Annotated in this window: 13 protein-coding genes; 4 read left to right on the top strand and 9 right to left on the bottom strand. The window is 40.9% G+C overall.

Annotation, left to right across the window (positions count from 1 at the left end):
* Nucleotides 1–655: 655 nt before the first annotated feature.
* From serS to lrp, 6 genes are all read right to left on the bottom strand, one after another.
* Nucleotides 656–1,957, bottom strand: coding sequence for a serine--tRNA ligase (gene serS, locus J8L98_RS21655; RefSeq protein ID WP_210998169.1), 1,302 nt, complete (start codon nucleotides 1,955–1,957; stop codon nucleotides 656–658).
* A 9-nt stretch (nucleotides 1,958–1,966) separates the two neighbouring features.
* Entirely contained in the window at nucleotides 1,967–2,347 is a 381-nt protein-coding gene (crcB, locus tag J8L98_RS21660; protein ID WP_192507338.1) for a fluoride efflux transporter CrcB, read from the bottom strand.
* On the bottom strand, nucleotides 2,340–3,680 hold the full coding sequence (locus J8L98_RS21665) for a replication-associated recombination protein A (protein ID WP_210998170.1): 1,341 nt from the start codon (nucleotides 3,678–3,680) through the stop codon (nucleotides 2,340–2,342). The genes crcB and J8L98_RS21665 overlap by 8 nt, the downstream gene beginning before the upstream one ends.
* A 6-nt stretch (nucleotides 3,681–3,686) precedes the next feature.
* On the bottom strand, nucleotides 3,687–4,337 hold the full coding sequence (gene lolA, locus J8L98_RS21670) for an outer membrane lipoprotein chaperone LolA (RefSeq protein WP_210998171.1): 651 nt from the start codon (nucleotides 4,335–4,337) through the stop codon (nucleotides 3,687–3,689).
* A complete protein-coding gene (locus tag J8L98_RS21675) occupies nucleotides 4,337–7,024 on the bottom strand; it encodes a DNA translocase FtsK (RefSeq protein ID WP_210998172.1) in 2,688 nt (895 codons plus the stop codon). Before J8L98_RS21675 ends, lolA begins: the two co-directional genes overlap by 1 nt.
* Nucleotides 7,025–7,090: 66 nt before the next feature.
* Nucleotides 7,091–7,570 carry a leucine-responsive transcriptional regulator Lrp gene (lrp, locus tag J8L98_RS21680; protein WP_192507334.1) on the bottom strand — a complete coding sequence of 160 codons (480 nt, stop codon included), beginning with the start codon at nucleotides 7,568–7,570 and terminating at the stop codon, nucleotides 7,091–7,093.
* Between the two features lie 140 nt (nucleotides 7,571–7,710).
* Here lrp and ald point away from each other — a divergent pair, with 140 nt between their 5' ends.
* From ald to J8L98_RS21695, 3 genes are all read left to right on the top strand, one after another.
* On the top strand, nucleotides 7,711–8,832 hold the full coding sequence (gene ald, locus J8L98_RS21685) for an alanine dehydrogenase (protein ID WP_192507333.1): 1,122 nt from the start codon (nucleotides 7,711–7,713) through the stop codon (nucleotides 8,830–8,832).
* Nucleotides 8,833–9,177: 345 nt separating this feature from the next.
* A complete protein-coding gene (locus tag J8L98_RS21690) occupies nucleotides 9,178–11,049 on the top strand; it encodes a methyl-accepting chemotaxis protein (RefSeq protein WP_210998173.1) in 1,872 nt (623 codons plus the stop codon).
* A gap of 427 nt (nucleotides 11,050–11,476) precedes the next feature.
* Nucleotides 11,477–13,684 (top strand): TonB-dependent siderophore receptor, encoded by a 2,208-nt coding sequence (locus J8L98_RS21695; RefSeq protein WP_210998174.1) that lies wholly within the window; start codon nucleotides 11,477–11,479, stop codon nucleotides 13,682–13,684.
* 84 nt (nucleotides 13,685–13,768) lie between these two features.
* Here J8L98_RS21695 and J8L98_RS21700 read toward each other — a convergent pair whose 3' ends face one another.
* Nucleotides 13,769–14,140 (bottom strand): VOC family protein, encoded by a 372-nt coding sequence (locus tag J8L98_RS21700; protein WP_210998175.1) that lies wholly within the window; start codon nucleotides 14,138–14,140, stop codon nucleotides 13,769–13,771.
* Nucleotides 14,141–14,178: 38 nt separating this feature from the next.
* Entirely contained in the window at nucleotides 14,179–14,973 is a 795-nt protein-coding gene (locus tag J8L98_RS21705; protein WP_210998176.1) for a PhzF family phenazine biosynthesis protein, read from the bottom strand.
* A 668-nt stretch (nucleotides 14,974–15,641) separates the two neighbouring features.
* On the opposite strand from J8L98_RS21705, the gene J8L98_RS21710 reads away from it, so the two are divergent.
* Nucleotides 15,642–18,461, top strand: a complete 2,820-nt coding sequence (locus J8L98_RS21710; protein ID WP_210998177.1) for a bifunctional aconitate hydratase 2/2-methylisocitrate dehydratase — start codon at nucleotides 15,642–15,644, stop codon at nucleotides 18,459–18,461.
* Between the two features lie 152 nt (nucleotides 18,462–18,613).
* Here the strand turns inward: J8L98_RS21710 and J8L98_RS21715 are convergent, their stop codons facing one another.
* Nucleotides 18,614–19,057: a GNAT family N-acetyltransferase gene (locus J8L98_RS21715; RefSeq protein ID WP_210998178.1), complete on the bottom strand. Its 444-nt coding sequence runs from the start codon at nucleotides 19,055–19,057 to the stop codon at nucleotides 18,614–18,616.
* Nucleotides 19,058–19,474 lie beyond the last annotated feature (417 nt).

Below are 19,474 nucleotides of genomic sequence, written 5' to 3' on the forward strand. Positions count from 1 at the left end.
AACCTCAGTATCTTTATCTGGGGTTTTAATTACGAAAATTCAAAGTTTATGCCGTTTTCTATCGTGTTATCATCAATACTAGACAAACGATTCATTGTATTCCCAATGCATTTTAAAAATGATTAACCTCAGGTTTGGATAAAGGTTTTGGAATAGGAAATATTTTGTAAACAAACTTACGTACAATCCAATGATGATATTTTGTTCAATATCAAGGCGCTTTTATGCAGTAATAGCGGGCTATTACAAATGAAAGCAACGCCGAGAGTGAGTAAAATAGCTTTATTGGGCAAATTCGCTTATCCAGAGCTGAGGTTGATTACCCAAGTGTCAGGCGCATCAATCACATTAAACATAGACACTCTATTTGCACAATAAACATCGTATAATCACCAGGGAAAAGTTGTGCTATAGATAATGTGTATTGATACTACTGTTATCCGCACCCACAAAAAATGACATTTTTGAGTGTATTTTAATCGACCAGTCTCTTACTCTGCGAACGATTTAAGCATGCTGTTGTCATCCATAAAAATGAACAAAGATAATAATAGTGAAAAATTTTAAAAGAAGTTAATCCAAAAGTGATATGAAAGAAGTAGAATTGAAACGAGCCTAAATAAATGGATTAAGCCCGTCAAATGCGCTGCTTTTATTACTTGATTAGGTCTAAACCACCCATATAACTACGTAACGCTTCAGGCACAATAATACTGCCGTCGGCTTGTTGATAATTTTCTAAAATTGCAACAAGTGTACGACCAACAGCTAAGCCAGAACCATTTAAGGTATGTAGCAACTCTGGCTTTTTTTCACCCTGTCGACGGAATCTGGCCTGCATGCGACGAGATTGGAAATCCCACATATTTGAGCACGAAGAAATTTCTCTGTAGGTGTTTTGTGCTGGCAACCAAACCTCAAGATCATAAGTTTTACATGCGCCAAAGCCCATATCACCAGTACACAATACAACCTTGCGATAAGGAAGATCCAGTACTTGCAAAATTTGTTCTGCATGACCTGTTAGTTCTTCCAAAGCGGCCATTGAATCTTCAGGCTTAACTAACTGAACAAGTTCTACTTTATCGAATTGGTGTTGACGGATTAAGCCTCGTGTATCACGGCCATAACTGCCGGCCTCACTTCTGAAACACGGAGTGTGAGCTGTCATTTTTACTGGCAGCTCCTTTTCGTCAAAAATTTCGTCTCGCGCACAGTTGGTCAGCGGCACTTCCGCTGTTGGGATCAAACTAAAACCATCCTGTTCAACACCATCATCGCTAACCAATCCTTTCGTGTGAAATAAATCTTCAGCAAATTTTGGTAATTGACCTGTACCTAGTAAACTATCTTTATTAACTAAATAAGGGACATACATCTCGGTATAGCCGTTTTTATCTGCATGAGTGTCTAGCATTAACTGTACTAACGCACGATGCATACGGGCAATACCACCACGCATTACCGTGAAACGAGAGCCGGTAAGTTTCACACCAGCTTCAAAATCTAAGCCCTTACCTAAAGCTTCACCGAGGTCAACATGATCTTTCGGCTCAAAATCATATTGCTTAGGTTCACCCCACTTCAATATTTCAACATTTTCATCTTCATCTTTACCTTCTGGTACATCTTCAGCTGGTAAGTTTGGCAACGTCATTGCTATATTGTTTAACTCAGCCAAGATCTTATCTTGCTCTGCTTTTGCAGCACTCAGCTGGTCTCCAAGATTTGCAACAGCATCAAGTAACGGCTGAACATCTTCACCTTTCGCTTTCGCTTGGCCAATTGCTTTGGAGCTACTATTTCGTTCACTTTGTAATTCTTGAGTTTTTGTTTGCAGTGCTTTGCGCTGTTCTTCCAACGCATTTATTGTTGCTACATCCAGATCATAGCCACGCTTCGCTAAGCGTGCAGCTGCTTCTGTAATGTCTTGACGTAAATATTTTGAATCTAACATTTGCTATTTCTAACCTTTTTGCATGACCAAGCAAAGGCCTAACCAAGCCATAAAAATACACACAACCACGTTGAGTGTGACATTAAGAGCCATTTTCATAATGTGCCCTTGTTGCAATAACAACACAGAGTCCATCGAAAATGTTGAAAACGTTGTCAATGCGCCTAAAAAGCCAATCCCGAGTAAGGACTTAGCTGGGCTTACAGTAATTATTTGTTTTTCGATAAGACCATATAATATACCCATCAACAGTGAACCAAGAATATTAACGGTCAACGTGCCAAAAGGGAATCCCCTTCCTAGCAGTTTTAAGGCCATATCACTAATGAAAAACCGTAAACACGCACCAAGCGCGCCGCCAAGTGCTATTGTAAGGTACATTTTAATCATCTTGATATCTTTTTCTATTACTTTGCAAATTTTGTTGCTGTAAATATTCCAATTTCGATTTTATTTGTTTTTCTAGCCCTCTATCAGTCGGCTCATAATAAGTTCTATCTTTAATCTCTGCAGGAAAATAGTTTTCCCCTGCTGCAAATGCCCCAGTTTCATCGTGCGCATACCGGTATTCTTCACCAAACCCTAATTCTTTCATAAGCGCCGTCGGAGCATTACGTAAATGCGCGGGAACTTGAAAGTCTGCATCCGTCGTTGCATCCCTTTTCGCTTGTTTGAATGCAACATAAACAGCATTGCTTTTGGGGGCACTGGCTAAATACAAAGTCGCTTGTGCAATAGCGCGTTCACCTTCACTTGGGCCTACTCGTTGATAAATATCCCAAGCATTTAACGCCACTTGCATGGCTCTTGGGTCCGCATTACCTATATCTTCTGTTGCAATTGCAAGTAAGCGACGAGCGACATAGAGCGCATCGCCGCCTCCCGCTAATATACGGCACAGCCAATACAAAGCAGCATCTGGGCTGCTTCCTCTGACAGACTTATGAAAAGCAGATATTAAGTCATAATAAATATCGCCGCCTTTGTCATATTTTGCCAAATGGGTTGGTAAGATGTGGGTCAACACTGCTGAATCAATAAAAACGTTATTGCCGTTACGCTGCGCTAAATCAACAGCTTGTTCAAGTAAATTAAGTGCTTTACGGGCATCGCCCCCGCTGGCTTTTGCAAGCGCATTTATGGCCAACGAGTCAATATGAATATCCAATTGACTCAGCTGACTGTCCTCTACTATCGCGCGTGATAGTACGGTTTCGAGTTCTGAATCTGTTAATGTTTTTAGCGTATAAACACGGGCTCTAGATAGAATTGCATTGTTAAGCGCAAAACTGGGGTTTTCTGTCGTTGCTCCAATAAAAATAAAGGTGCCATTTTCTATATGAGGTAAAAAAGCATCTTGCTGTGATTTATTAAAACGGTGTACTTCATCAACAAACAACAAAGTACGTTTTCCTTGCATTAACCGCTCTTTGGCTAGATTCACGGCATCGCGTATATCCTTAACACCTGCCGCCACAGCCGAAAGTTGCGTCAACTCAGCATCCGCATGATGAGCAATAATTTCCGCCAGTGTGGTTTTACCAACACCCGGAGGACCCCAAACAATTAGACTATGACAACGACCTGAAAGTATGGCTTGATACAAAGGTAGCGCTGGATCTAAAATATGATTTTGCCCTATATATTCATTGAGGCTTATAGGCCTCATACGCGCAGCCAATGGCCTCACATCTGGTGCAAAGTCAAAACCAAGATTTGTCACAATCCGCTACTCACTGCTTGTTTGATCATCGATTACCACCCCTTCAGGGATCTCAAAGCTGAACAGTTTGTCCGTTAGCGCTTCATTTATTTGACTGTTTTTAAAAGCAAACTCTGATATTTGACCTGACACATCCGTGACGCTGACTGACTGCAAAGTATCGGACGCGGTAAACGCAATATCCAATATTTCAACTTGCGATTCAACACCCGTCTTCGGTGTTATTCTAAATCCTTTTTTAGTTTTACTAATTTGATACTTTTGCCATTGTTTTTCATCACGTGTCGTTAATAAAATAAAGGGTGTGGTATCAATAAGCCCATTGGTGCTCATTATCGTTACTTGCTCAGCAAACGCATCATAGTAAAATGTTTTTTTACCATCAGAAACAAACAATGTTTCATCTGGCGAGGCTTGTTGCCAGCGTATTTTTAATGGATGAGCTAATGCAATATTACCTGCCCCAGATTGCAGTACTTCACCTTGTTCGTCTTTTACTTGTTGTAAAAATTGTGCTTTAAAGCTATTCATCGACGCCAATTTGGTTTTTAAGTCACCAGCTGCGTCGGCCCAAGACTGTGAACTTAACATCAAACCAACAACAAGTACTGTTGGTTTGATTAAAAAAGAGTTTAAAACTTTAGATTGAAAGGTCATTAATTTACTCCACCTTTTGGCACCAAAACTTCTCTGGCACCGTTATGACCTGGTGAACTAACCACACCAGATGTTTCCATTTGTTCCACTAATCGCGCCGCTCTGTTGTAGCCTACACGCAATTTACGCTGCACGCTCGACACCGATACTTTACCGGTTTCAATAACAAACCCTACCGCTTCGTCATAAAGTGGATCAGATTCATCATCAGCATTTTCTGGTGCCTCTCCAGGTAATAAAATATCTTCTGTCGCATCTCCGCACAATATCTCTTCAATATAATTGGGCTTACCACGCGCTTTCCAATCACTCACCACCGCATGTACTTCATGGTCGTCAACAAATGCGCCATGAACTCGAATAGGTACACTGGTACCAGGTGGCAAATACAACATGTCACCCATACCTAATAAGTTCTCTGCGCCTTGTTGGTCAAGTATGGTTCGCGAATCAATTTTACTCGAAACCTGAAACGCCATTCGTGTCGGTATATTTGCCTTTATCAAACCCGTTATGACATCGACTGAAGGTCTTTGCGTTGCCAACACTAAGTGTATGCCAGCTGCTCGGGCTTTTTGCGCAATACGTGCTATAAGTTCCTCCACTTTTTTGCCAACAATCATCATCATATCGGCAAACTCATCAATAACAACCACGATACTCGGCAATTTATCCAGCTCTTGTGCTTCAGACGCCATACCATCAGTGTCTTTAAACAGCGGATCTAAAATCGGATGGCCTGCATTTTTAGCGTCTTTAACTTTCTGGTTATATCCCTTTAAATTTCGAACGCCCAACGCAGACATCAACTTATATCTGCGCTCCATTTCCCCTACACACCAACGCAATGCGTTAGACGCTTCTTTCATATCTGTCACAACTTCACATAACAAATGGGGGATCCCTTCATATACTGATAGCTCCAACATTTTTGGGTCAATCATGATCATTCGTACATCTTCAGGCGGTGATTTATACAGTAAGCTTAATATCATGACATTAACGCCCACTGACTTACCCGAGCCTGTTGTACCCGCAACAAGTAAATGTGGCATTTTACCAAGATCTGCCACTACAGCTTCACCTGCAATATCTTTACCCAAAACCATGGTTAGAGGTGACTCATTATCAGTGAATTTTGGCGCACCGATAACTTCAGATAGGCGCACGATTTCACGATGCTTATTGGGGAGCTCTAAACCGACATAAGTTTTACCAGGGATCACTTCAACAACTCGTACACTCACAGCTGACAATGAACGAGCTAAATCTTTTGCAAGACCAGTGATCTTCGCCACTTTAATACCCGGTGCAAGATCTAGTTCAAAGCGTGTTACAACCGGACCTGGATAAACCCCCACAACTGCTGCCTGAATATTAAAATCAAGTAACTTTACTTCTACCAACCTAGAAACAGCCTCTAGTTCTTCTTTAGAAATAGGGTTCTCTTTTTTGTCTGGCCTATCTAATAATTCTAACGAAGGAAGCGGTGCCATTGGCGGCCGCTCTTCTAGCAATGCTTCAAACTGTTCTTTAGCCGTTGGGGGTGGCACATACTGAGAAATTACATTTGGCGCTTCAGTGAGGTTTACCGTTTGTTTTATTGGTCGAGCAGGAGATACCACGGTTGTTTCTCTTGGTACTTCTCGCGATACAACAGGGGCTGCTGATTCATCAAGGGCATTTAATGCAGCCGCCGTATCAAACCCCTCATCATCGATTGCTGAAAAGTTAATCTCTTGCTCTAATATATTATCAAGTTCATCAAATACCGAGGCGTCTTCAATTACTTCAGGCTCTATATGAACAGCCGGTGTCGATTCTTCATTATTCTTTGTATTATTGTTGCCAAATAATTTATCTTTCAATTTTCGAGTTTTGGGATGAGTTGACTCGTTTTCAGCATTTTTTTCGAGCTCTTTATCAGCACCAGCTTGCTCATCTGACACTGTACTAACTGACTCAGTTATTCCTATATCAACATCATTTTCATTTTTTGGCGGTATTCGCTCTGCTTTTGACTTTTGTGTAGCTAAATCGACTACACCCTCTACTTGCTCATCAGACACAGCGTTAACCTCATTGACTCTATGTGCAGAAGCTTTTTGCGAGAGCTTTTTTGACAACCATTTAAAGAACCAAACGACCTTTTCACCCAAATAATCAACAAATTCGACCCACGAAACCCCAGTTAGTAAGGTTAATCCGGCAAAAAAGAAACACAATAGTAAAATAGAGGTCCCAGTAAAATTGAATGCAGGCATCATCGCGTCGGCAATAACGTCGCCAATAAAGCCGCCTGATGGAAACTGAAAAATATCGTCGAAGTTAATACTACTTATGGCACTCGCTGACGCCACAAACAAAGTCATGCCAATAACACGCAAACCCAGCGTTGTATAATCTAATTGCAGTATTTTATGTGGCTTTTTAAATAACAAATATCCAAACGTTTGGATAACCGCGGGAACTAAAAAGGCAAGCCACCCAAAACTCAGCAATAATATATCCGCAATCCACGCACCCGCAGTTCCAGTTATGTTTTTAACTTTTATAAACTCACCGGTTTGAGACCATGACGGATCGACGGGATCATAACTGATCAACGCGCATAAAATGAAAATGGCAGCAGCGGTGCTTATAATTAAGCCAGTTTCAAGGAGGCGTTGTATACCATTTAAACGCATACGAGCGTATTCCTCTATTTTATTCTTTTATTCATCATTTTAAGACACACCTTAGCAAGAATTTCCTTATGGTGCACAAGGTTTTATAATTTCCCCTTCCTCTCCTTTTACTTCTTCCATGACTACATATGTTCGGCTTTCACTCACATTGGGTAATTTTAGCAAAATATCACCTAAAACACCTCGATACTCAGACATATCTGTTACCCGTGTTTTTAACAAAAAATCAAAATTACCTGACACTAAATGGCACTCAATGATTTCATCATGCTGTCTAACCGCTTGATTAAACTTATCAAAAACATCTGGAGAATTCTTACTAATGGTGATTTCTACGTATACCAATAAGCCCTGCCCTACTTTAGCAGGATCCACTACTGCTTTGTATCCGCGAATAAACCCTTCTCGTTCTAACTTTTTTACACGCTCTAAGCACGGAGTTGCGCTTAAACCAATGCGTCTAGCAAGTTCGACGTTAGAAACCCTACCGTCTTTTTGTAATTCAACTAAAATACTTCTATCGATTCGGTCTAATTGTTGATGCATTTCACTAGTTACTTAAACTACATATTCCATAATTAAAGAGTATATCACTACAAAACTACTTTAAAAAGGTGAGACACACTAGCTGGGCATGAATATAATAGTCGAAAATTTTATCCCGTTCTATTTTAAGGCGATTTATTATGATTATCGGTGTACCTAAAGAAATAAAAAACCACGAGTACCGCGTAGGTATGGTTCCAGCAAGTGTTCGTGAACTAATTAACCATGGCCACCAAGTTTTTGTTGAAACTAATGCAGGTAATGGTATTGGTTTTACTAACGAAGACTACATTCAAGCAGGTGCAGAAATTTTAGATACTGCTGCTGATGTGTTTGCTAAAGCAGATATGATCGTAAAAGTAAAAGAACCTCAAGCTGTTGAACGCGCTATGTTACGTGAAGGACAAATTTTGTTCACATACCTTCACCTTGCACCAGATCTTCCACAAACTGAAGACCTTGTTAAAAGTAAGTCTATTTGTATTGCATACGAAACGGTTACGGACCCGCGTGGCGGCTTACCGCTTCTAGCACCAATGTCAGAAGTTGCTGGTCGTATGTCAATTCAAGCTGGTGCGCAGGCACTTGAAAAATCAAATGCCGGTCGCGGTATGCTACTAGGTGGTGTACCTGGTGTTGAGCCTGCTAAAGTGGTTGTTATCGGCGGTGGTATGGTTGGTAACAATGCAGCTCAAATGGCTGTTGGTATGGGCGCAGATGTTGTTATCCTTGATCGTAACACTGACGTACTTCGCCGTATTGATGCACAGTTTGGTAACCGCGTTAAAGCGATTTACTCTACTGCAGATGCATTAGAGAAGCACGTTTTAGAAGCTGACCTCGTGATCGGTGGTGTGCTAATCCCAGGTGCAGCAGCGCCTAAGCTAGTTACAGCAGATCATATCAAACGTATGAAGCCTGGCGCTGCTATCGTAGACGTTGCTATCGACCAAGGTGGTTGCATCGAAACGTCTAAAGCGACGACACACGCTGACCCAACATATATTGTAGATGAAGTTGTTCACTACTGTGTTGCTAACATGCCGGGTGCTGTACCTCGCACGTCAACATTTGCCTTGAATAATGCAACGCTACCTTACATTATCAAACTGGCGAACAAAGGCTACAAAGCAGCACTTCTTGAAGATCAACACTTCATGAATGGCCTAAACGTACTTAACGGTAAAATTACATGTAAAGAAGTTGCTGAAGGCTTCAACATGGAGTTCGTTGAGCCTCGTGCTGCACTAGAAAACGCGTAATTATTATCGCATTTCAAAAACCTGCTTTCTACTAAGCAGGTTTTTGTATTTGGTACAGCCATCATCATATCAATTAGCTCCTCTAGATTCTCACAGAGTACGAACCTGCGTTCATACATCCCTTCGAACACCTGTAAACGCATTAAAAAATAAAACACAACGGTTATGCAGACTATAATTCGTAGTAAACTCACAGATATAATTGTTTATAGCGTGTTTGTACCTGAAAAAACTATATTTCTTTGTTTCTTATAAAAGAAACTCTGTTACAGTAATCACAGCGAATTGTTGCAAGTTTTTGTTAATGTTTTACATTTAAATGATGTCGAGTGTTGGAGAAGTGCCGTGAAGTTCAAACACAAAATAATAGTGGTATCATCTATAGTGTTATTTCTAGCACTAAGTGTATTGTCAATAAAACAATACTTTTCAATCAAAAGTAACCTTGAAACTCAGGTGGACCAAAGCGTTGCTGAGATTATTCAGGGTATTAGTAATACCGTTACGGCGCAAATGGATGGCAGCGCAGACTTAGCCTCTTTAGCAACCAGTTTAGTCGCTGATCTTGACTCTTTGCAAAGTGCTGCACCTTTGTTGTCGCAACCAAAGCTCATCGAGCAATTTATTCTCATTGGATATGGTGAAGAAAATACGGGCAAGTATGTAGCCAGTGACCCATCGTGGAACCCAGGACCAACGTGGGACCCAAGAAAGCGTCCATGGTATACCGATGCAAAAAGTGCCAATGAACTCATTGTGACAGCACCCTATGCTGATTCTGTAAGTAAAGAAATTGTCGTTTCTATCGGTACTCCTGTCAAAAAGAATGGTCGTTTTCATGGTGCTATATTTTTCGATGTGAGTCTGTCTAAACTTGGTAATATGATTAACTCGTTTAATCTTTTTGATGCTGGATTTGCATTCATGGTTAGTAAAGACGGCACCATTATTTCTCATCCTGACACTAAATTAAATGGTGAAAAAGCATCCAGTTTCCTAGGCAATCTTCCCTTTGACACAACATCTACTCAATCGCTTGATTTGAACAATAAAGAGCATGTTATCGTGTTTCGAGAGGTCGCCGGCTACGACTGGTTAGTTGGTGTTGCACTTGAAAAAGAGAAAGTATTTTCAGCAATAGATAAACTCACCCTAGACTCTACCGTATTTACGGTTTTATTTGTCATCATTAGCATCATTGTCCTGTCAATCGTTATCAATATACTACTTAAGCCACTTGCTGATATAAATGAAGCAATGGCGAACATTGCGCAAGGAAATGCAGACTTAACTGTACGACTAAATACAGAAAGTGAACCAGAGTTCGCTTCTTTGGCGACAAACTTTAACCTGTTCACCGCTCGGCTTCAGCAGCTAATCGCTGATATTCAAGTGCTTGGACATGAGATTCTTGCTGACGCTAAACAAACCTCCTCTGGAGCGAACCATGCTAGTACTGCTATATCAAGGCAATTAGAATCGTTAAGTGCACTTGCAATCGCCACTGAAAGCATGTCAACCACAGAACAGCGTGTAGCCAATACTGCACAAGATGCCGCAGAAGCGATTCAAAACACTGACGGCGTCGCACTTGAAGGTCAAAAGATTGTATCCGAAACAACCGATACTATTGCACATTTATCGGAGCAAATTACGACTGCGGTGACTGTTGTCAATGAACTAGAAGTTTCCTCCAGTGGCATTGAGCAGATATTATCGGTGATAAATGGTATTGCCGAACAAACCAACTTGCTCGCCCTCAATGCGGCTATCGAAGCCGCTCGTGCTGGTGAGTCAGGTCGTGGTTTTGCCGTGGTAGCTGATGAAGTGAGAACATTGGCCCAACGAACACAAGAAGCAACCACTGAAATAAAAACCATGATTGATCAACTACAATCAGGGGCTGTAAACGCTGTACAAGTCATGAAGAAAAGCCAAGCCGTGGTTGAAAAAACCGTTGGTAAAGCAGATGAAACCAAGTCATCTTTACAAGCAATACGCAGCGCAATAGAGCATATTGTTGAGCTCAACTTACAGATTGCTAGTATGTTAAATGAGCAACGGCAGGTGGTTGATGAAGTGAATCATAATGCGTTAGAGATCAGAAATATCTCTGATATGGTATTCAATGAAGCAAACACGGTTGATCAAACCATGCAAAGTCAAGTAGACAAAATAGCCCATCAGGAAAGTATGCTAGAGCAATTTAAGGTGTAATCACGCTTTCCTTCTTATATGGATGCAAACCTGTTCTGAAGGCTTGCATCTTCCCTTCTCCCCTATCATGCGGACTTTTCGTCACGTTCAACAAGTTCTTGATTAATAAATCATGTTCTTTAAATCGCATTAAGTACCTAACCTCAGCTCTGGATAAGCGAATTTGCCCAATAAAGCTTATTTTTCTCACTCTCGGCGTTGCTTTCATTTTTAATAGCCCGCTATTACTGCATAAAAGCGCCTGATATTGAACAAAATATCATCATTGGGTTGTACGTAAGTTTATTTACAAAAACATTTTCTATTCTAAAACCCTTGTCCAAACCTGAGGTTAACTATTATTCCAATAATACAATTGCGAATACTTATCATTATTCGTATAATCCGCATGAAAAATACTCTCAATCACATATCCTAGGTTGTAAAAATGCAAAAACTGAAACTAAAGTATCCAAAGCTCCTTGCTGCCTCTCTTGTTGCACTATCAAGCAACGTCATGGCGGAAGATGTTAAACATGATGATATAGAAAAAATTACCGTGAGTGCCAAAGGACTTATCTCATATGTCAGCGCATCGGCAAGTAAATCAGATACACCCATTATCGAAAGCCCTGTATCTGTTTCAGTGTTAACATCGGAACGGATCCAAGACTTAGGTGCTGAAAATTTGCAGGAAGCAATCGGCTATGTGGCGGGTGTATTTAACGGGCCATATGGTGTCGACACCCGAGGAGACTGGGCTAACATTCGCGGTGTTGCGCCTGTTCAATACCTCGATGGCTTACAACTCATGTTTGGCTATTACAACAATGCCCGTCCAAATACATACAATATGGAACGCATCGAAATTCTCAAGGGCCCTTCTTCAATGCTTTATGGGCAAGGCTCAACGGGTGGTATCATAAATATGGTGACCAAACGCCCTCATTCACAAACATCAGGTGAAATCGTTGCGCAAGTTGGTAATTTTGGCCGCACGCAAATTGCTGGTGATTTCAATACCACATTAACTACGGATAAATCTGTCGAAGCACGCTTTGTTGGCCTGTACCGTGATAGTGATACGCAAACAGACTTTGTAAATAACGACGCAAGCTTCTTCGCACCAAGTATTGCTTGGCATATTAGTGAAGACACCAGTGTGACCTTGCTTAGCAATTTTCAAAAAAATAAGTCTGGGTCAAGTACGCAGTTCTTCCCTCATGAAGGAACCATCTTACCCGCAGAACATGGTCAAATAGAAAGTCGTCGTTTTGTCAGTGAGCCTGGTTGGGATCAATACGATACAGAACAAAATGCTATCACATTAATTGTTGATCATATGTTGAGTGAAGACTTCTCTGTTAGCTGGACAGCACGTCACCTAGAAAGTGAAGCCATTTATCGCACTATGTATGCGTGGCCACCAAAGCTGCAAGACGACAAGCGTTCTATTGTTCGCAATTTCAGTTTACAAGATGCTTCGTCAGAGACGGTGACATCTGACTTGCAACTACATGGACTGATTTATACTGGCGATTTCGAACATAACCTAGTAATGGGCGTTGACTATCAAAGTGCAGACACAGATACGGACCGTCTCTACCTCACACCAGATTCGATTAAAGCGGCAATCGGCTTAGACGTAAACACCTCATTAGATTTATATAGCCCAGTATATGGTCAAGCAGGGTTTTTACCAGGGTCTGAATTGGTCCCCGACACCCCTGGGAAAAATGACCGTCAAGTAGGTCTGTACATACAAGATACAATTAAGTTTGATAATTGGGTACTTAACGCAGCGTTACGCCGTGATAATGTACAAAGTCAAAGTGATGCACCAAACTCGGTGAAAACAAAACAAAGTGCAACAACAGGTAGATTAGGTATTTTATACAGCTTTGATAATGGAGTTGCACCCTATGCGAGTTACTCAGAGTCTTTTTTACCCATTTATGGCTCGCGCCCACAAGGTGGAGACTTCAAACCTCAAGAAGGTGAGCAAGTAGAAGTCGGGGTAAAATTCCAACCTCAAGGTAGTGAACACTTGATCACTGCATCATACTTTGACATTACTGACAAAAATAAAAAACGCGTGGTTTCTCCTGAACTCACCGTACAAGACGGCAGTGTTGATATCGAAGGATTTGAGCTTGAAGCACAACTAGAGTTTGATCAGGTTGATGTGTATTCTGCCTACGCTTACACAAAATCAGAGCAAAATACCTCTGATAAAACCCTTTCAGAGCTTGTGCAATTATATGCATCAGGCGATACAAGCTACTTGAGTCAAGCATTAACCGATACGGCACCGTTATCTGCAACACCAAAACATATGTTAAATACTTGGGTTACCTATCGTCCAGAACAGTTCATCAACGGGTTTAAAGTGGGTGCTGGATTTAGATATGTAGGTGAAACATATGATGGTAGTCGAGCAATTGAGTTCATGGGTCAATCGATTAATAGCCCAAAAACAACCGATAGCTACACCTTATTTGATTTTATGATTGGATATGAATTCGACAATATTGATGTCAATCTTAATATTAAGAACTTAAGCGATAAAACGGTTATCACCAGTTGTTTATACCGCGGAGACTGTTTCTATGGCCAGCGTCGTACCATCACAGCAAATGTAAAATACACATTCTAACTTAATTAAGTCACCTGCTGATTTAACGGCAGCCTATTACACTTTTAAATTAGGCTGCCCTGTTACATATTCTCGCAAATTAGTTTAATTGACTCGCCAAGGTGGATTTAAACGGTTTTCTCCAGCCCAGTACAGTTTGATTTTATTCCCTGATGGGTCAAACAAAATTGCTTCCCGCCATAGATACCTTTGGTCTGTAGGGGATTGTTCAAATTTAAATCCTTTCGCAACGAGCTTTTCACACAATAGATCCAACTCTTCAGACTCAAAGTAGATTACCGCCCCATTGCAAAACGATTCAGATTCTAATGACAGTGAAAACGTCGCTTGACCTTTTAAGCATTCAAATCTGGCGTAATGTGCCGTATCAACGATTTGCTTAAAACCCATTAATCGATAAAATTGTGTTGCTTTATCCATATCCGTTACGGGTAATGTTACCTGATTCAACTCCATATTTAAGTTCCTACTAAAATGTTATTCATCTACGTTACCTACACCCAAATGTGGCCTTTCAAATAGGTCACCGCCTTACCTGAAATTAATACCCGATGATCTTTTACCGTACATAACAGCTCTCCTCCGCGCCCCGACGCTTGATATGCATGCAAACTATTATTATTCAGCTTCTTGGCCCAATATGGTGCCAGGCCAGTATGAATAGAGCCCGTTACTGCATCTTCTGATCCACCATTACTTGGCCAAAAATATCGCGATATAAAATCATACTGTTTGCTCGGAGCACTTACAACCACATCTTTAGGGGCTAGTTTTAGTAACTCACTTTCGATTTGCTGCACCGCTATCACGTCGGCTTCATCATTATATATCGCAAAATATGCTTGCTCGTTACATCCGATTTCATCAGGTACAATGGATAACCCAGCCAAAAGTGCTTGTGGCGGGGTATCTAGGTGACTGGGAGCTTGATTTGGAAAGTTCATTTCTATCATGCCATCTGCCAATTTGCGTACCACCATCGAACCCACAGCTTTTGCATTAAACGTGACATTGGTTAATTTTGAATTTTCTTCAAATAAATAGTGAGCTGATGCAAGCGTAGCGTGCCCACAAAAACCAATTTCCGTCTTGGGTGAAAACCAGCGAATATGATAATTGTCATCACGTAAAACCATAAATGCGGTTTCTGACAGGTTATTCTGGGAAGCGATGGATTGCATCAGTGAATCACTCAACCAATCCTGCGTTTTCACTACTGCTGCGGTATTTCCAGTAAAAGGGCGACTAGCAAAAGCATCTATATAACAAATTTCCAATTTACGATTCATCCAATATCCCTAAATATACTTAACTATTTGTAAATACATAGCATTTTATAAGCCCCCCTCAGCGCATTATAGTTATTTTACTATCGGGGTTAACGCGACTTAAATTATTATGGGACCCAAAATAGCGGCCTACATTTTTTCGAGCACCTCTCGATACACATTAAAATAACACCTCTGCCTACACTTATAGTCATTGGTATCAATATGTCTCGTCTGCGTACCTTAATTTTTTAAGCAAGCCAAATCAACTTTACCGCACCATAACTCAAAAGCAGCTTAATTCCAGCACATCGGACACCATCTCTTCGTAATTTACTTGATTTCTAATTTAAACTTTAGTCTAACAATTACTTACCGCACTTCTACTAATGTAACCAAAAATATTACGACGCTTATCGTTATAATCACATTTCGCGACGTTGCTATAACATAGGACTAGAACGCATGAACCCGACATTTTACGTTCTTGTCTGCTCAGCTAATGGTCTATAATTTACTCTCTATGCCATGGTATTAACCATGTATAGGAAATAGTCAGAGGACGCCGTAATTGTTCAAGAAACACTCTGCTACAACGCAGCTTTTCAATTAAATGATTACTCGGCGAGGCAAATCAGGTAAAATAAGCCGGTTTTATATATGAGCATTGTATAGCAAAAGAGGTTTCTATGAGTTTGTACACAGAATACATGGATGAAATCCAAAACCGTAAGCAAGAACTTGGGTTGAATCCAAAGCCAATCGATAGCGAAGCGTTACTATCAGAGATTATTGGCCAAATAAAAGATACGGGTCATGCGCACCGCGCAGACTCATTAAATTTCTTTATCTACAACACACTACCAGGAACCACCAGCGCAGCCGGTGTAAAAGCAAAATTCCTAAAAGAAATCATTCTTGGTGAGTCTGTTGTTGAAGAAATTACGTCTACTTTCGCTTTTGAATTACTATCTCACATGAAAGGTGGTCCTTCTATTGAAGTATTGCTTGATCTAGCGCTAAGTGATAACACTGACGTATCTGCTCCAGCAGCCGATGTGTTAAAAACGCAAGTATTCCTTTACGAAGCAGATACTGAACGTCTAGAGGTTGCATTCAAAGCGGGCAATGCAATTGCAAAAGATATTCTAGAAAGTTACGCACAAGCAGAGTTTTTCACTAAGCTACCTGAAATTGAAGAAAAAGTTGACGTTGTTACTTATATTGCTGGTGAAGGCGATATCTCAACTGACTTACTTTCTCCAGGTAACCAAGCGCACTCTCGTGCAGACCGTGAATTACACGGTAAATGCATGATCACACCTGAAGCACAACAAGAAATTGTAGAGCTACAGAAAAAGCACCCTAACGCAAAAGTTATGCTTATTGCTGAAAAAGGTACTATGGGTGTGGGTTCGTCACGTATGTCTGGCGTTAATAACGTGGCTCTTTGGGCTGGTAAACAAGCAAGTCCATATGTCCCATTCATTAACATTGCACCAGTGGTTGCAGGTACCAATGGTATTTCACCTATTTTCTTAACGACGGTTGGCGTAACTGGCGGTATTGGTCTTGATCTTCAAAACTGGGTTAAGAAAACAGATGAAAATGGTAACAATGTTACCGACGCAAATGGCGACCCAGTACTTGAGGAAGCTTACTCGGTTGCAACGGGTACTGTATTAACAATCGACACCAAAGAGAAAAAGCTTTACAACGGTGACAAAGAGCTTGTTGATGTGTCTTCTGCGTTCACACCTCAAAAAGTTGAGTTCATGAAAGCAGGTGGTTCTTATGCGGTTGTATTCGGTAAAAAGCTACAAACTTTTGCAGCTGAAACATTAGGTGTTGAAGCACCTGCTGTATATGCTGCGTCAAAAGAGATTTCTCATGAGAACCAAGGCCTAACTGCAGTTGAAAAAATCTTTAACAACAACTCAGTTGGTGTAGCATCAGAAACTGCACTACACGCAGGGTCAGATGTGCGCGTTAAAGTAAACATTGTAGGCTCGCAAGATACAACTGGCCCAATGACATCACAAGAACTTGAAGCTATGGCTGCATCTGTAATATCACCAATTGTTGATGGTGCATATCAGTCAGGTTGTCACACGGCTTCAGTTTGGGATAGTAAAGCACAAGCTAACATTCCAAAACTAATGGCGTTCATGAACAAGTTCGGTTTAATCACAGCACGTGACCCGAAAGGTGTTTACCATTCAATGACTGACGTTATTCACAAAGTACTGAATGACATTACCATTGATGACCGCGCGATTATTATCGGTGGTGACTCGCATACTCGTATGTCTAAAGGTGTCGCATTTGGTGCTGATTCTGGTACTGTTGCTTTAGCATTGGCTACAGGTGAAGCGGCAATGCCTATTCCTGAGTCGGTAAAAGTGACTTTTAAAGGCCGCATGAAAGGCCACATGGACTTCCGTGATGTAGTACATTCAACTCAAGCGCAAATGCTTAAGCAATTTAGCGGTGAGAACGTTTTCCAAGGCCGTGTTATTGAAGTACACATTGGTACTCTCATGGCCGACCAAGCGTTTACTTTTACTGACTGGACTGCAGAGATGAAAGCGAAAGCGTCAATCTGTATTTCAAATGATGAAACGTTGATCAAATCTATCGAGCTTGCGAAGAGCCGTATCCAGATCATGATCAACAAAGGTATGGAAAACGACGCTAAAACACTTCAGGGTCTTATCGATTTAGCTGACAAGCGAATTGAAGAGATCAACTCTGGTACTAACCCTGCCCTAGCACCTGATGACGCAGCGAAATATTATGCCGAAGTTGTTGTTGATTTAGACCAAATCAACGAACCAATGATTGCTGACCCTGACGTAAATAACGAAGATGTATCTAAGCGTTACACGCACGATGTGATCCGCCCTGTATCATTCTACAACGACAAGCCAGTTGACTTAGGGTTTGTTGGGTCTTGTATGGTACACAAAGGCGATATGAAGATCATCGCGCAAATGCTTAGAAACCTTGAAGCTAAAAATGGTGCAATTACATTCAATGCGCCATTGGTTGTAGCGCCACCAACCTATAACATTGTTGATGAGCTTAAAGCAGAAGGCGACTGGGATATTCTTGCTAAATACGCGGGTTTTGAGTTCGACGACGAGAAGCCTAAAACAGCAGCTCGTACTAAGTACGAAAACATCATGTATTTAGAACGCCCAGGTTGTAACCTTTGTATGGGTAACCAAGAAAAAGCAGAACCTGGTGATACGGTTATAGCTACCTCTACACGTCTTTTCCAAGGCCGTGTTGTTGCTGATACATCAGAGAAAAAAGGTGAATCACTGCTTGGTTCTACTCCACTCGTTGTTCTTTCAACTGTATTGGGTCGTTTCCCAACAATTGAAGAGTACACAGCTGCAGTTGATGGTATCGACCTAACCGCATTTACGCCGTTAGAAGAAGAACTAACAACAAAATTCAGTGCTGAAAAAGCAGTACCTGTAAAGGTTGTTGACGCTAACTAATAGCCGCTGAATTAAAAGCGTACCAGATTACGTTTTTATAAGGTGTTTAAAAGGCTTATGTTGTTACTGATATTTATATCATAATCTATTAAGCCTTTTTTATTTACGCTGAGTAATGCAGAGCCCGCTGCTTATCACAGCTCCATTAAATATCACATACATAACTCCATCGGCTGATAGACAAGCCCTGATGACTCTTGTATTTCACCAACGCAGTTAAATCCATACTTTTTATAAGCGCCCACAGACGTTAATGACGCACTGACTGTTAAAATATCAGCTCTCACATGGTTGAGTATCGCGTGTAACAAAGTACGACCCACCCCATTATTTTGAAATTCAGGGTCAACAAAAAGCATTGCTACATGACATCCAGCCTTAAGTTCAATCATACCAACTAGGGTACCATTGCACTCTACGGCCAAAAGTACATTGTCTTGCTGCATCCTCTGTAAAAACGCGCTGTGTGCCACAATACTTTTAAAAGTATGAATGCCTTCATCATGCAAGCTACTTGCAATTGATTTTTTAAATGCTCGGATACAAATCGCTCTCACCCGCTCAAGATCGTGCTCTTGGACTTTCCTAACCTGCATCACTCTCCCCTTCACTATACCCCGTGTCATTTCTGACTCTAAGCTGTACATAACCATTGGGTGAAAATAAGCTAATCAGTGACAATACCCTCACCAATAAACTCTCCCTATCGCGGTCTAAACTTACACCTAGATATAAGCACTTTGTATACTTTGCCAAATATGGACTATGTTACATACGTACTGCACTTAAGCAAAAATAATGCGCGTTGATCCCCATAAAACGCACGGAAATAACTTGCCGTATAGGAAAAAAGAAATTACATACATCACTAAGTATGCACACTGCAAAGTCATTATGTGACATAGAAAGTAATTATCCAAATATGCCTAGGTACAATAATTGGCATGTTTTATTTCATATTTAGCCAAAACCAGTCTCATATGCATGATTTATACGTTAAGCAACCAAAATTT

It is taken from the genome of Pseudoalteromonas sp. MMG013 (assembly GCF_018100885.1).
Lineage (GTDB): Bacteria > Pseudomonadota > Gammaproteobacteria > Enterobacterales > Alteromonadaceae > Pseudoalteromonas > Pseudoalteromonas aurantia.